This is a genomic window from Microbacterium sp. X-17 (assembly GCF_039615055.1).
Genome location: NZ_JBDHNI010000010.1, coordinates 1 through 14,681, shown reverse-complemented (window position 1 = coordinate 14,681; position 14,681 = coordinate 1). Strand labels below are relative to the sequence as shown.

The window sequence follows — 14,681 nt, the reverse complement described above, 5'->3', positions numbered from 1 at the left end:
GGCTAGATTTCATCCGATTATTACCATTCGCAACGCGAGGACGTCACCCTGGACTCCGGTAGACACCTCAGTACAGTTGTCCCTATGGTCGTCGACGCGCAGGCGGTGCAGCAGACAGAGAGCGCGCGGCAACGCGCACTGGCCGGCCTCCGGGTCGTGGACAGCGGTCCGGAGGCGCGATTCGACCGGATCGCCCGGCTCGCGCAGCAGCTGTTCGCCGTCCCGATGGTGAGCGTCACCCTCCTCGACGGCGGCCGGCAGTGGCGCAAGTCGCACATCGGGCTGACCACCGAGGCCCCGCGCGAGAAGGCGTTCTGCGACGTCACGGCCCGGCAGGACTCGGCGCTGATCGTCTTCGACGCGACCGCGGACGAGCGCTTCGCGGACAACCCGTTCGTCGTCGGCGACCCGCACCTCCGCTTCTACGCGGGCGAGCCGCTGCACGCGCCGGGCGGCGAGGCCGTCGGCACCCTGTGCGTGCTGGACACGGAGCCCCACGCCGTCACGCCCGAGCAGGAGCGCATCCTCCGCGACCTCGCGGACTGGGTGGAGGACGAGCTCAGCCGCGACGACGAGCTCGACCGGGCGGCGATCGCCCAGAAGGGCCTGCTCCCGCGCCGCAAGCCCCGAGCGCCCGGTTTCGACGTCGCGGCGGCCTGCGAGCCGTCGCGCTGCGTCTCCGGCGACTTCTACGACTGGTACGACGTCGGTGACGACTTCTGCGTCACGGTCGGGGATGTGATGGGCAAGGGGCTGGCCGCGGCCATCGTGGGCGCCTCCGTCCGCACCGCGCTGCGCAGCACCATGGACTTCTCCGACCTGGAGGACTCCGTGGACGCCGCCTCCCGGCTGGTGGAGGAGGACCTCGACCAGCTCGCCACGTTCGTCACCCTCTTCCATGCCAAGGTGCACACCGACGGCGCGGTCGACTACGTCGACGCCGGCCACGGGCTCGCGGTGATCGTCCGCGACCGGGGGCCGATGGAGCGGCTGCAGAGCAGTGCGCTCCCGCTCGGCCTTCCCGCCCCGGAGCCGCGGACACCCGACCGGGTGATCCTCGGCCCCAACGACTCCCTGGTCTGCGTGAGCGACGGCGTGCTGGACGCGCTCGGCGGCGACCGCGCCTTCCCGGTGCTGGAGGCCATCGTGCGGGGCAATGTCACCCCGGGCGGCGCGGTCTCGCGCATCCTCAGCGCCGCGCGCGGGGGCGTGCCGATCGACGACGTGACCGCCGTGATCGTGCGCCGGAGCACTTGGTGAATCGCGGGCTGCTCCGCCTCGTCTGCGTCCTCGCGGTCCTGGCCGGCCTCGACTACGTGGTGTGGCGGTGGCTGGCGTCGGTCAACTGGTCGGCCTGGTGGATCGCGGTGCCGCTCGTGATCGCGGAGACCTACAGCCTGGTCGACACCGTCTTCTTCGCCCTCACCATGTGGCGCGTGAAGGTGCGCACCGGCCCGGACGCGCCGCCCGCCGGCACCGTCGACGTCTTCATCACCACGTACGACGAGCCGGTCGACCTCGTGCTGACGACCGCGCGCGCGGCGAAGGCCATCCGCTACCCGCACAGCACGTGGATCCTCGACGACGGCGACCGCCCGGAGATGCGCGCCGCGGCGGAGCGCGAGGGGCTCGGCTACGTCACCCGCTCCGACGACTGGGTGGACAAGCCGCGCCACGCCAAGGCGGGCAACCTCAACAACGCGCTGTTCCAGACCGACGGCGAGTTCCTCCTCATCCTCGACGCCGACCAGATCGCCGAGCCGCAGATCCTGGACAGCACGCTCGGCTACTTCGCCGACCCGAATGTCGCGCTCGTCCAGACGCCGCAGTTCTTCTCGAACGTGGACGAGGCCGACCCGCTGGGCAACCAGGCGCCGCTGTTCTACGGCCCCATCCAGCAGGGCAAGGACGGCTGGAACGCCGCCTTCTTCTGCGGTTCGAACGCCGTGCTCCGCCGCGACGCGCTGATGGAGCTGGGCATCGTCGGCTACGTGCGCGACGTGGAGCAGACGGTGCGGCTCTCCCTCCGCTCGGCCGACCGCATGCTCGCGAAGGCGGAGCGCTCCGCCCGCTCCGACCCGGACGCCGCGCGCCTCATCTCCGAGGTCCGCGGACACGTGGAGGACGCCAATGCCCGCCTGCGCGCCGGCGAGAGCGTCGGCGAGGTGACCTACCGGCTCCAGAAGCAGGTGGACGACGTGTCGCGGTCGGCGGTCCGCAGCGACGTCGCCGCGATGGAGGCGGACCTGCGCGCGATCGCCGCCCTCCCGGTGCAGGCCGACTCCGAGCTGGGCGCGTTCGTCGTGGACGAGGTCGCGCTCGACCGGCTCGCCGAGCGGGACTGGTCGCCGCTCGGCGCGATCGACTCCGTGCAGCGCATCGCGGACACCCTCGCCGTCGACCGGCCAGGCCAGGCGCAGCCGGTCATGCCGATGGCGACCATCTCGGTCACCGAGGACATGGCGACGGCCATGCAGCTCCACGCGGGCGGCTGGCGCAGCGTCTACCACCACGAGATCCTCGCCTGGGGGCTCGCGCCGGAGGACCTGGGGACGATGCTCGGCCAGCGGCTGCGCTGGGCGCAGGGCACCCTTCAGGTGATGCTGAAGGACAACCCGCTGGTCAAGCGCGGGCTCACCGCGGGCCAGCGGCTGATGTACTTCGCGACGATGTGGAGCTACCTCTCCGGCTTCGCGTCGGTCGTCTACCTGGCGGCGCCGGTCATCTACCTGCTCACCGGGATCATGCCGGTGACCGCGTGGAGCGTCGAGTTCTTCGCGCGCTTCCTCCCGTATTTCATCCTGAGCCAGCTGATGTTCCTGGTCGCGGCCCGCGGGCTGAAGACTTGGCGCGGCCAGCAGTACGCCCTGGCGCTGTTCCCGCTGTGGATCCGGGCGTGCTGGACGGCGGCCGCGAACGTCTGGTTCGGCCGCAAGCTGGGCTTCGTCGTCACCCCCAAGGAGCGCAGCGGCCGGGCGCCCATCCCGTGGCGGCAGATCTGGCCGCAGCTCACGGCGATGGCGGTGCTCGTGATCGCCGCGGTCGTCGGTGTCCTGCGTGTCATCGCCGGAACCGCGGACGGGCTGGGCACGCTGGTGAACACCGTCTGGGTGATCTACGACCTGGTCGTGCTCGCCGTCATCCCGCGCGCGGCCCTGTACCGCGGACCGGCCGCTCACGCGGCCAGGAAGGAGCCCCGCCTCCGATGAACATCACCACGACCATCCGGGAGGACGGCGTCGCCGTGCTCGCCGCGAACGGCCGGATCAACCTGGTCACCGCCCCGACCGTGCGCCGCGAGGTGCAGCGGGTGGTGGACGAGGGTCACGCCCGGCTCACGCTCGACCTCAGCGAGGTGGAGTTCATCGACTCCTCGGGCCTCGGCGCGCTGGTGAGCGGGCTGAAGACCACGCGGACGGCGGGCGGCGACCTGCGCCTGGCCGCGGCGTCCGAGCAGGTCGCGAGCGTTCTGCGACTGACCAACCTGGACCGCATCCTGCGCGTGTACCCGGCGACCGACGACGCGTACCGTGACTGACGCGTTCCGCGAGGCGTTCCTCGCACCGGCGGACGCCGAGGCGATCGAGCGCGTCCACGCGCTGTTCGAGGAGCTCGCCGAGCGCCGGCCCGACCTCCCGGCCGAACGGCGCGGCGCGTTCGAACTGGCCGTCGTGGAGGTCGTCACCAACGTCATCCAGCACGGCCGCGAGGGCACCCGCACCCGCGTGGAGCTGGAGGTCGGGCACACCCCGGACGGCATCCGCGCCGTCGTCACCGACGACGCCGAGCCCGCCGACATCGACCTGACCTCGACGGCCATGCCCGACCCGGAGGACTTCGGGGAGTCGGGCCGGGGCCTCGCGCTCATCGCCCTGCTGGTGGACGAGTTCACGCACGAGCCGCTGCCGCACGGCAACCGCTGGACGCTGGCCTCGGGCGGCTAGCCGCGGCTCATGCGCCGAGGGCGTCGCCCACGATGCGCTTGGCCTCCTCCTGCACCTCGCGGAGGTCGTCCTCGCCCGCGAAGCTCTCGGCGTAGATCTTGTAGACGTTCTCGGTGCCGCTCGGGCGGGCGGCGAACCACGCCTTCGCCGTCTCGACCTTCACGCCGCCGAGCGGTGCGTCGTTGCCGGGCGCGCGGCTCAGCTTCGCCGTGATCGGCTCGCCGGCGAGCTCGGTCGCGGCGATCGCGTCGCCGTCGAGCTTGCCCAGCGCGGCCTTCTGCTCCGGGCTGGCCGGGGCGTCCACCCGCTGGTAGACCGGGTCGCCGAACCGCTCGGTCAGCTCGCGGTACAGCTGGGAGGGCGACTTGCCGGTCACGGCGCGGATCTCGCTGGCGAGCAGAGCGAGCAGGATGCCGTCCTTGTCGGTCGTCCAGGCCGAGCCGTCGAAGCGCAGGAAGCTCGCGCCGGCGCTCTCCTCGCCGCCGAAGCCGACCGAGCCGTCGATCAGACCGGGGACGAACCACTTGAAGCCGACCGGGACCTCCCACAGCCGCCGGCCCAGGGATTCCGCCACCCGGTCGATGATCGAGGACGACACCAGGGTCTTGCCGACAGCGGCGTCCTTCCGCCAGCCCGTCCGCGTGGTGAACAGGTAGTCGATCGCCACCGCCAGGTAGTGGTTCGGATTCATCAGGCCGCCGTCCGGCGTCACGATGCCGTGCCGGTCGGCGTCGGCGTCGTTGCCGGTCAGGATGTCGAAGTCGCCGGCGCGCGCGACGACCGACGCCATCGCCGAGGGGCTCGACGGGTCCATCCGGATCTTGCCGTCCCAGTCCAGCGTCATGAAGCCCCAGGCCGGGTCGACCTCCGGGTTCACGACCGTGAGGTCGAGCCCGTAGGTGTCGGCGATGGCCTGCCAGTAGTGGACGCTCGCGCCGCCGAGCGGGTCGGCGCCGATGCGGATGCCGCTCTCCTTGATCGCCTGCAGGTCGATGATGTTCGCGAGGTCGGCCACGTACGCGCCGCGGAAATCGTACGTCTCGACGCCGCTCGGCTCGGCCATCCGCACGTCGCGCATCCCGTCCGCGATGATCTCGTTCGCCCGCTTGGCGATCCAGCTCGTCGCGTCGGTGTCGGCCGGTCCGCCGTGCGGCGGGTTGTACTTGAAGCCGCCGTCCCGCGGCGGGTTGTGGCTCGGGGTGACCACGATGCCGTCCGCCTGGTCGGCGTGACCGGCCTTGTTGTAGGCGATGATCGCGTGCGAGACGGCCGGGGTCGGCACCCAGTCGTCGAACTCGTCCACGAGCACGCGCACCTCGTTGCCGACCAGCACCGCCAGCGCCGTGGTGGTGGCGAACTCGCTGAGCAGGTGGGTGTCGGCGCCGATGAACAGCGGGCCGGTGATCCCCTGCGCGTTGCGGTACTCCACGATCGCCTGCGTCGTCGCGGCGATGTGGTCCTCGTTGAAGGCGGTGTCGAGGGCCGACCCGCGGTGACCGGAGGTGCCGAACACGACGCGCTGCTCCGGGATGCTCACATCGGGCTTCAGCTCGTAGTACGCGCGCCGGAGGGCGTCGACGTCGATGAGGTCGGAGGGCTGCGCGGGGGTGCCTGCTCGTTCGTCCATGCGACTACTCTTCCACGGCGGCGGGGAAGGGGCGAGGGTTGGGGCGGGCCGCCCGTCGCTAAGCTGATGGCCATGTCCTCCGCCCCCGCCGACCCCACCGCCGAGCTGACCGCGTCCGTCGACGAGGTCTACAGCTTCCTCGGGCCGTCCGGCACCTTCACGGAGGCCGCGCTCGCGCAGGTCCCGGAGGCGCGCGGCAAGAGCTGGCGGGCCGTCAACAACGTGGGGGAGGCGCTCGCCGACGTGGTCTCCGGGCGCAGCGTCGCCGCCATGATCGCGATCGAGAACTCGATCGAGGGCGGCGTCTCCGTCGCGCAGGACGCGCTCGCGACCGTCCCCGGGCTGCGGATCGTGGGCGAGTACCTCGTGCCGGTGAACTTCGTGCTCGTCGCCCGCCCGGGGACGACGCTGGCCGACGTGCGCACGATCAACGCCCATCCCGTCGCCTACGCGCAGTGCCACCAATGGCTCGACGCCCACCTCCCCGCGCACGGGCACCTGCCCGCGTCCAGCAACGTCGCCGCCGCGGCCTCCCTTTTCGACGGGAGCACCGCGGACGCCGCCATCGCCCCGCCCGGGATCGTCGACCACCACGACGTGACCGTGCTCGCCGAGAACATCGGCGACAACCCGAACGCCGTGACCCGGTTCGTCCTCGTCAGCACCTCGCGCAGCGTGCCGGAGCCGACCGGGGCCGACAAGACCAGCCTGATCGCCGAGCTTCCGGACGACCGTCCCGGCTCGCTGCTCGACCTCCTGGAGCAGTTCTCCACCCGCGGCATCAACCTGAGCCTCATCGAGTCGCGGCCCATCGGCGACGCCCTCGGCCGCTACCGGTTCGTCATCGACGCGGACGGCCACATCCACGACGAGCGGGTGGCGGACGCCCTGCTCGGCCTCCGCCGGTTCAGCCCGTCGGTGATCTTCCTCGGCTCGTATCCGCGGGCGGACGGGGTGCGCGTCGACTTCGACCAGCGCTACCGCGACGAGGTCTTCACCGAGGCGCGCGCCTGGCTCGGCACGCTGGTGGACGACCACGGTGCCGCTGCGGACGACCGCGGGTAAGCTGCGCAGCAGGGAGCGCTCCCATCCGATGCCGCTCCCATCCGATGCGCGGGAGGTCGGGATGATCGTGGACGACGAGCAGAAGGACGTCGCGCGCGGCATCGACCCCCGCTATGACCCGCAGTTCCAGCGCGGCTATCGTCCGCAGCCGGGCGAGCGGGCCAGGACCCGCCTCCGTGCGGCGCCGACGATGGCGACGGAGGACGACCGCGGCGACGAGGAGGACCGCGCGCCGATCGAGGCGGCCGCGCTGAGCATCGCGCCGGTCGACGTGCCGCGGGTGACCCCGGCGGTGCAGCCACCCGCCGAGGCCGGTCCCGAGCGCGCGTACGCGGCCCCGTCCCCCGCCGCCGGCATCCTCGACCGGCTCGACCTCTCGCCCCGCCGCAATCCGGTGATGCTCGCGCTCTGGCTCGTGTCCGGCGGTTTCGTCGTGCTGGGCATCGTGCTCTACTCGGTCTCGGTGAGCCTGTCGTACACCGGCTCCACCCCCTCGACCGACGTCGGCTCGCTCGTGATCTCGCAGCTCGGCTGGATGCTCGCCGGCCCGCTGATCACGGTCGGCCTGCTCACCCTGGTGGCGCTGCTGTTCCTGACGGCGCTGGCCGGGCGCGGGCCGAAGCGGGCGCCGTACCCGGAGGGTGAGGGCGAGCTGCCGGACGACGAGCGGTAGATCGGCCGCTCAGCGCGGCACCCGCACCCGCAGCCCCAGCGGGTCGACCGCGATCCCCAGCCGGATGACCTCCCCGAACCCGTCGCCGTCGATCTCGAAGGGCTCCGGCACGTCGAGCTCGACCGCCACCGCCGCCCCGCGCAGGTAGCTGAGGCGCGTGCGGATCGCGCGGTCGGTGAAGCGGATGATCCGCCGGCCGAGCGAGCTCCGGTGGAGCACCCGGTTCTCCCAGGTGACCTTGCGCCAGATCGTCAGCCAGCCGAACACCGTCACGGGCTGCAGGATGGCGATGTCGATCAGGCCGTCGTCCACCTCGCTGTCCGGGATGAGCTGCATGTTGCCAGGGAGGGCGCCGCAGTTGGCGAACAGGATGGTGCTGACATGCGCCGTGCGCTCCGGCTCGTCGTCGATCCCGAACCGGACCCGGACCTTCCGTGAGCGGGGCCACGACCGGAAGGCAGACTCGACGTAGGCGAGCCAGCCGACGCGGCGCTTGAGCTCCGGGCGCGTGGTCTCGATCATCCGGGCGTCGAAGCCGATGCCGGCCATGACCAGGAAGGCGTGCTCGCTGCTCGTCCCGTCGGGCCGGCCGGCGGTGGCGACGCCGAGGTCGATGCGGCGGGTGACGCCGTCGAACGCGACGGCGACGGCCTCCTCCAGTCCGGCGAACGGGACGCCGATGTTGCGGGCGAGGAGGTTGCCGGTGCCCCCCGGGAGCAGGCCGAGCGTCGCGTCCTGGTCGCGCAGCGCCTCCGCGACCGCGCGGACGGTGCCGTCGCCGCCGGCCGCGAGCACGAGGGTGGCGCCGCGTTCGAGCGCCTGCCGGGTCTGGCCCTGGCCGCCGTCCTCCGGCGTCGTCTCCAGCCAGAGCAGCTCGATGTCGCCCGTCTCGGCCGCGCGCGCCTCCACCGCCGCCCGCACCCTCGGCACGTCCACCCGCACGGGGTTGTAGACGACGGCGACCGTCGTGCCGCTCGTCCCCTCCCGATCGTCCACGGGTTCACGCTACTGGACGGCGATAAGCTGGGGCAGTGATCGATCCCGTCCTTCTGCGCGAGAGCCCCGATGTCGTCCGCCGTTCCCAGGAGGCCAGAGGCGACTCCGTGCAGCTCGTCGACGAGGCCCTGCAGGCCGACATCGAGCGCCGGGCGGCCATCACCGCGTTCGAGGAGCTGCGCGCCGAGCAGAACGCGTTCGGCAAGCAGGTCGCGCAGGCCCCCAAGGACCAGAAGCAGGCGCTCGTCGCCCAGGCGCAGGCGCTCGCCGGCCGGGTGAAGGAGGCGCAGCAGACCGCCAACACCGCGGAGGCGCACTTCTCCTCGGTGCTGCGGCGCATCGGCAACCCGATCGTGGACGGCGTCCCGAGCGGCGGCGAGGACGACTTCATCGTCCTCAAGGAGGTCGGCGGCGTCCCGGAGTTCGACTTCGAGCCGCGCGACCACCTGGAGCTCGGCGAGCTGCTCGGCGCGATCGACATGGCCCGCGGCGCCAAGGTCGCCGGGGCCCGGTTCTCGTTCCTGCGCGGCATCGGCGCGCGGCTGGAGATCGCCCTGATGAACATGGCGCTCGACAAGGCGGTGTCGAACGGCTTCGTGCCGATGATCACGCCGACCCTGGTGAAGCCGGAGGTGATGCAGGGCACCGGCTTCCTGGGCTCGCACGCCGACGAGGTCTACCACCTGGCCGACGACGACCTCTACCTCACCGGCACCAGCGAGGTCGCGCTCGCCGGCTACCACTCCGACGAGATCCTCGACGTGACCGAGCCGCTGCGCTACGCCGGCTGGTCCACCTGCTACCGGCGCGAGGCCGGCTCGGCGGGCAAGGACACCCGCGGCATCATCCGGGTGCACCAGTTCAACAAGCTGGAGATGTTCGTGTTCACCCTGCCGGAGAACGCGGAGGCCGAGCACGCCCGCCTCCTCGCCTGGCAGGAGGAGATGATGCAGGCCCTCGGGCTCAGCTACCGCGTCATCGACACCGCCGCGGGCGACCTCGGCTCCAGCGCGGCGCGCAAGTACGACGTGGAGGCGTGGATCCCGACGCAGGGGCGCTACCGCGAGCTGACGTCGACCTCCAACTGCACGACGTTCCAGGCCCGCCGCCTGGAGATCCGCTACCGCACCGAGTCGGGCAAGACCGCGCCGGTCGCGACGCTGAACGGCACGCTCGCGACGACCCGCTGGCTGGTCGCCATCCTGGAGACGCACCAGCGCGCGGACGGGTCGGTGCTGGTCCCGGAGGCGCTGCGGCCCTACTTGGGCGGCCTGGAAGTCCTGGAGCCGATCGCGCAGTGAGCACCGTGGCCGGGAGCGACCGCCTGCTGATCGCGCTCGACGTGGACGGCACCCTCATCCACGAGGACGAGTCCGTCGGCGAGGCGGTGCTGGCGGCCGTCACGCGGGTCCGGGAGGCCGGGCACGAGGTGATGCTGGCCACCGGCCGCAGCTGGGAGACCGCCCGCCCGATCCACGAGAAGTTCGGCCTGACCAGCCGGTTCGTGGTGTGCGCGAACGGGGCCCTGACGATGATGCGCGACGAAACCGTCGAAGGCGGTTATCGGCGCGAGTTCATCGAGACCTTCGACCCGACCGAGGTGCTGCGCACCATCCGGCCGCACCTGCCCTCCGGCAGCTTCATGGTGGAGGACCCGACCGGCTTCCGCCGCTACACCGAGGGCATGACCGACTGGGAGCTGGTGAACGCCGAGCAGGTCGGGTTCGACGAGCTCACCGAGCATCCCGCGACCCGCGTCGTGGTGGTGTCGCCGCAGCACGACGAGGAGGAGTTCCTCGCGATCGTGGAGCGGATGGGCCTCCAGCGGGTGAGCTACTCGATCGGCTGGACCGCGTGGCTCGACATCTCCCCGGACGGCGTGAACAAGGCGACGGCGATGGAGCGGGTGCGGCACGCGCTCGACATCCCGGCCGCCCGGCTGGTTGCCGTCGGCGACGGCCGCAACGACCTGGAGCTGCTGGAGTGGGCCGCGGCGGAGGGCCGCGGCGCCGCGATGGGGCAGGCGCCGGACGAGGTCAAGGCCATCGCGTCGGAGGTCACCGGGACTGTGACGGACGACGGCCTCGCGGCGGTGCTCGACTCGCTCTGAACGGGGATTTTCACCCTGGACTGGGGCTTTCTCGCCCAGATCATTGCCAGCCGGCTGTGTCAGACTTGTGAACGGTGTGTGCCTTCTCAGGCGCCGCCCTGACGACGTCCGACGAGAGGGAGTGAATGAACGAGACGCCGACCCGCGCCCAGGCGCGAGCGCAGGAGAAGTCGGCCGGCCCCACGGTGGCACGGCACGGACGCCTCAAGCGGCATCACCCGTTCAAGACGGTCGCCGCCCTCCTCGTCGGCCTGCTCGCCGTCGTCGGCATCAGCACCGCCGGCGTCGCGGCCTACGCGACGTACGACGTGGCCTCCAGCTTGAAGCCGGCGGTCAAGCTGGTCGACGCGAAGGGCAAGGTCGTCACGCCCGGCATCGGCGCGATGGACGGCGCGTTCAACGTCCTCCTCGCCGGGTCCGACTCGGGCGGCGGCAACAAGAGCTACGGCGACCGCGGCGAGAACCTCAACGACGTCACGATGCTGCTGCACGTGTCGGCCGACCACAAGAACGCCACCGTCGTCAGCTTCCCGCGCGACATGTACGTGCCGATCCCGTCCTGCCCGGACGGCAAGGGCGGCAGCTACGACGCGATGAGCCGGCAGAAGATCAACAACTCGCTCAGCTACGGCGGACTGGCCTGCACGGTCCTCACGGTCGAGAAGCTGACCGGGCTCGACATCCCGTACGCGGGCGTCATCCAGTTCGACGGCGTGATCGAGATGTCCAACGCGGTCGGCGGCGTGAACGTCTGCGTCGCGGGCGACATCAAGGACCCGTACACCGGCCTCGACGTGAAGGCCGGCGAGAACACCCTCCAGGGCGCTCCTGCGCTGGCGTTCCTCCGCACCCGCCACGGCGTCGGGGACGGCTCGGACCTCGGCCGGATCAGCAACCAGCAGGTGTTCCTGTCGTCGCTGGTCCGCACGATCAAGAGCGCCGACACCCTCGCGAACCCGGTGAAGGTGTACGCGCTCGCCAAGGCCGCGACGAGCAACATCTCGCTGTCGGAGAGCCTCAACAACCCGACCACCATCGCCTCGATGGCGATGGCGCTGAAGAACATCGACGTCTCGAAGGTCGTGTTCGTGCAGTACCCGAACCACTACGAGGGCGACGGAGTGGCCCCGACCAAGGATGCCGCGAGCACCCTGATGACGGCGCTGCAGGACGACAAGCCGGTCACCCTGACCGGCGACACCGGCGTCGGCTCGGAGGCGGCGCCCGGCGCGACGCAGGCCCCGGCGGCGCCCTCCGCCCCGGCCACCCAGGCTCCCGCGGCTCCGGCTCCGACCGACACATCGACCGCGGCCGCGGGCGACGGCTCGTCCGTCCAGCTCCCGTCCGACGTGCACGGCCAGACCGCCGCACAGGTCACCTGCTCGAAGCCGTTCCAGGACTGACCGGCTCGCGTGCGCCTGGCGGGAATGAACCGTCGTGGTGCACACTTGAATCCTGTGGAGGTCGCCCCTCCGCTCACAGTTCCATCGTGTAACTACCTCGCGCCGGCTCGCCCGGCGGACCAAGGCGGCACTTGAAGCCCGCGGTCCGCCGCGGTGAAGACAGAAGGCCAGGCATGACACGATCCGACACGACCCGCGCGGGCGTGACCCACGAGCCGGAGCGCCCGACCACGCTGGTCCGCGCCGCCGGGTTCTCCTACTTCCCTGTCGCGCTGCTGGCGCGGCTCCCGTACGCCATGATGGTCGTCGGCGTGCTGACCCTCGTCGTCTCGGCGCGCGGCGAGCTGTCGCTCGGCGGCCTGACCTCCGCGATGGTCGGCCTCGGCACCGCGATCTTCGGCCCGCTGATCGGCGCCGCCGCGGACCGGATCGGCCAGCGCGGCGTCGTGCTCGCCGCCGGAATCGCGAACAGCGTTGTGCTGTTGGCGATGGCGTGGGTGGTCTTCAGCCCGGCGCCCGACGCGCTCGTCCTGCTGGTCGCCTTCCTGATCGGCGCCACCGCCCCGCAGGTGTCGCCGATGTCGCGCAGCCGCCTGGTCGGCATCATCGCGAGCCGCCTCCCCGGCGACCGGCACGCCGCGGTCCTCAACGGGACGATGGCGTATGAGTCGGCCGCGGACGAGGTCGTGTTCGTCTTCGGCCCGTTCATCGTCGGCCTCCTGGCGACCACGCTGAACCCGGCCGCCCCGATCATCGGCGCCGCCGTGCTCACCGTGCTCTTCGTGACCGCGTTCGCCCTGCACCGCACCGGCGGCGTGCGGCCGACCGAGGCGGACGGCCTCCCGGTGCGCCAGGCGCCCGCCCGCGAGCTGTTCCGTCCCGGCCTGATCGCGGTCACGGTCGGCGTGCTCGGGATGGGCCTGTTCTTCGGCTCGATGCTCACCGCGCTGACCTCGTTCCTGTCGGACTTCGGCCACCCGGAGCAGGCCGGCCTGGTCTACGGCGTGATGGGCGTCGGCTCGGCCGCGCTCGCGCTCGGGGTCGCCTGGTTCCCGCTCCGGTTCGCGCTGCGCTGGCGCTGGCTGACGTTCGCCGGCATCCTGGCGCTGTCGACGGCCGCCCTCCCGTTCGCGACGACGGTCCCCGGGATGGTCCTGGTGCTGCTCGTCGCGGGCTTCGGCGTGGGCCCGACGCTCGTGACGCAGTACAGCTTCGGCGCCGAACGCAGCCCGATCGGCCGCTCGGCGACGGTGATGACGATCCTCGGCTCGGCCGTGATCGTCGGCCAGTCGGCGTCGTCGGCGCTGGTCGGCGCGCTGGCGCAGAGCGCGGGCACGCACGCCGCCATGTTCGCCCCGGTCGCGTCCGCCCTGATCGTCCTGGCCGCGGGCGTGGCGAACGTGTTCATCACCGGCCGACGGCCGTCCCCCACCCGCGTTCGCTAGAATCGGGCGACGCCGGTCCGCCGGCGCCGGGAGGGCTGTCCGAGCGGCCGATGGAGCCAGTCTTGAAAACTGGTGGGCAGAAATGTCTCGTGGGTTCGAATCCCACGCCCTCCGCCATGTGATGAGTCGGGACATGTGTTCCAGATGAGTCGCGACATTGGTTACTCAGAGAGAGCCCGGCCATCGGCCGGGCTCCTTCTGTTGGTTGCGCCAGTAGCTGCGGGTGGGGTCGATGGTGTGGGTGGAGAGCACCTCGCCGGTGTGTAGGGCGATGACGGTGATGGTGGCGTCGTCGGCGAGGGCGAGGACGCGGGTGCCGCGGTGGTCGGCGCCGATGCCGAGGTGGTGCATGCGGCCGGCGCGGCGGAGGCTGATTTTGCCGTGCTGGTCGACGTGGTCGTAGCGGATCCGGTAGTGGCCAGGGGTGCGGGGTTCAGCGGGGAGGGCCTTCGGGGTTGCCCGGTAGGCCTGCCCGGGTGTTGATCGGTTCAGGGCGCGGTGGGGGCGTTGCTCGTTGTAGTGGTCGCGAAAGGTTTCGAGCTGGGCTTGCATCTCGGCGAGGTCGTGGGCGGCGGGGCGGGCTGCGAGCCACCGTTTCTGCGTTTGGTGGAAGCGTTCGATCTTGCCCTGGGTTTGCGGGTGGCCTGGTGAGCCGTTCTTCTGGGTGACGCCCAGGAGCGGGAGCAGGTATTCGAAGGCGTTGCGGCCGCCGCCGAAGCGGGCGGTATAAACGCGTCCGTTGTCGGTCAGGGTGGAGGCCGGGACGCCGTAGTTCTCGGTTGTGTTCAAGAAGATGGCGACGACATCGTCTCCGGTGACCGGGCGGTGGGCGGTGCAGGCCAGCAGGTAGCGGGAGTGGTCGTCCAGCCAGTTCAGGATCTCGATATCGGTGCCGTCGGCCAGGCGCCAGTGGGTGAAGTCGGACTGCCAGGTCTCGTTTGGTTGCGCGGCTTGGAAGCGGATATAGGAGGAGCGTGGTCGTTTGCGCGGCTCGGGCACCACGAGCCCGGCCTCGTGGAGGATGCGCCGGATGGTCGAGGTGGATGGTGCGGGTAGGCCCTCGTGCTCGAGGTGCCATGCGATGGTGGCCGGGCCGGCATCCAACCCGTTCCCGATCAGCTCTTGCCGCAGCTGCACGACCCGCTCCCTGACTTCGGGGGCGGTCTGCTGCGGGCTGGTATGTGGTGCCCGAGAGCGCGGCTCGACCGCGTCCAAGCCGCCCTGGCGATAACGGGCAAGGAGTCGATGTAGATGCTGGCGGCTCATCCCATACTCAGCCGACGCCGCGGCGACGGTGAGCTGCTTGGAAACGACCTTCAAAACGGCGACCCGGTTCTTCGACACGAGAGCGACTGTCGCCTATGACGCGACTCATGTGTCACCTATCAACTGTCGCCTATGTCGTGAACCCAGACACC

General features: G+C 71.3%; 13 protein-coding genes and 1 tRNA gene. 11 read left to right on the top strand and 3 right to left on the bottom strand.

All coding sequences use genetic code 11. The features are described 5' to 3' along the window. The first annotated feature begins 84 nt into the window (after positions 1 to 84). From ABCS02_RS32595 to ABCS02_RS32580, 4 genes are read left to right on the top strand one after another with little or no spacing between them, the layout of a single operon-like run. Entirely contained in the window at positions 85 to 1,260 is a 1,176-nt protein-coding gene (locus ABCS02_RS32595; protein WP_345839877.1) for a SpoIIE family protein phosphatase, read from the top strand. Then, complete coding sequence (locus tag ABCS02_RS32590) at positions 1,257 to 3,209, top strand: glycosyltransferase family 2 protein (protein WP_345839876.1); 1,953 nt, start codon at positions 1,257 to 1,259, stop codon at positions 3,207 to 3,209. Before ABCS02_RS32595 ends, ABCS02_RS32590 begins: the two co-directional genes overlap by 4 nt. After that, positions 3,206 to 3,538, top strand: coding sequence for an STAS domain-containing protein (locus ABCS02_RS32585; RefSeq protein ID WP_345839875.1), 333 nt, complete (start codon positions 3,206 to 3,208; stop codon positions 3,536 to 3,538). The genes ABCS02_RS32590 and ABCS02_RS32585 overlap by 4 nt, the downstream gene beginning before the upstream one ends. After that, a complete protein-coding gene (locus ABCS02_RS32580) occupies positions 3,531 to 3,944 on the top strand; it encodes an ATP-binding protein (protein ID WP_345839874.1) in 414 nt (137 codons plus the stop codon). The genes ABCS02_RS32585 and ABCS02_RS32580 overlap by 8 nt, the downstream gene beginning before the upstream one ends. 7 nt (positions 3,945 to 3,951) lie before the next feature. On the opposite strand, the gene pgm is transcribed toward ABCS02_RS32580, so the two are convergent. After that, positions 3,952 to 5,571 (bottom strand): phosphoglucomutase (alpha-D-glucose-1,6-bisphosphate-dependent), encoded by a 1,620-nt coding sequence (gene pgm / locus ABCS02_RS32575; protein ID WP_345839873.1) that lies wholly within the window; start codon positions 5,569 to 5,571, stop codon positions 3,952 to 3,954. 72 nt (positions 5,572 to 5,643) lie between these two features. On the opposite strand from pgm, the gene pheA reads away from it, so the two are divergent. Both pheA and ABCS02_RS32565 read left to right on the top strand, forming a co-directional pair. Continuing rightward, positions 5,644 to 6,636: a prephenate dehydratase gene (pheA, locus tag ABCS02_RS32570; protein WP_345839872.1), complete on the top strand. Its 993-nt coding sequence runs from the start codon at positions 5,644 to 5,646 to the stop codon at positions 6,634 to 6,636. Positions 6,637 to 6,664: 28 nt separating this feature from the next. Further along, positions 6,665 to 7,309 (top strand): hypothetical protein, encoded by a 645-nt coding sequence (locus ABCS02_RS32565; RefSeq protein ID WP_345839871.1) that lies wholly within the window; start codon positions 6,665 to 6,667, stop codon positions 7,307 to 7,309. A 9-nt stretch (positions 7,310 to 7,318) separates the two neighbouring features. Here ABCS02_RS32565 and ABCS02_RS32560 read toward each other — a convergent pair whose 3' ends face one another. Next, positions 7,319 to 8,305: a diacylglycerol kinase family protein gene (locus ABCS02_RS32560; RefSeq protein WP_345839870.1), complete on the bottom strand. Its 987-nt coding sequence runs from the start codon at positions 8,303 to 8,305 to the stop codon at positions 7,319 to 7,321. Between the two features lie 35 nt (positions 8,306 to 8,340). Between ABCS02_RS32560 and serS the strand changes: the two genes are divergently transcribed. From serS to ABCS02_RS32535, 5 genes are all read left to right on the top strand, one after another. Beyond that, positions 8,341 to 9,606, top strand: coding sequence for a serine--tRNA ligase (gene serS / locus ABCS02_RS32555; protein WP_345839869.1), 1,266 nt, complete (start codon positions 8,341 to 8,343; stop codon positions 9,604 to 9,606). Positions 9,607 to 9,611: 5 nt separating this feature from the next. Next, on the top strand, positions 9,612 to 10,415 hold the full coding sequence (locus ABCS02_RS32550) for an HAD family hydrolase (RefSeq protein ID WP_345839967.1): 804 nt from the start codon (positions 9,612 to 9,614) through the stop codon (positions 10,413 to 10,415). Positions 10,416 to 10,540: 125 nt separating this feature from the next. Continuing rightward, positions 10,541 to 11,818, top strand: coding sequence for an LCP family protein (locus ABCS02_RS32545; protein WP_345839868.1), 1,278 nt, complete (start codon positions 10,541 to 10,543; stop codon positions 11,816 to 11,818). Positions 11,819 to 11,991: 173 nt separating this feature from the next. Beyond that, positions 11,992 to 13,263: an MFS transporter gene (locus tag ABCS02_RS32540; RefSeq protein ID WP_345839867.1), complete on the top strand. Its 1,272-nt coding sequence runs from the start codon at positions 11,992 to 11,994 to the stop codon at positions 13,261 to 13,263. A 29-nt stretch (positions 13,264 to 13,292) separates the two neighbouring features. Continuing rightward, positions 13,293 to 13,380: transfer RNA gene (locus ABCS02_RS32535), tRNA-Ser, on the top strand. Between the two features lie 48 nt (positions 13,381 to 13,428). Here the strand turns inward: ABCS02_RS32535 and ABCS02_RS32530 are convergent. Beyond that, positions 13,429 to 14,607 (bottom strand): IS481 family transposase, encoded by a 1,179-nt coding sequence (locus tag ABCS02_RS32530; protein ID WP_345839547.1) that lies wholly within the window; start codon positions 14,605 to 14,607, stop codon positions 13,429 to 13,431. Positions 14,608 to 14,681: the final 74 nt, after the last annotated feature.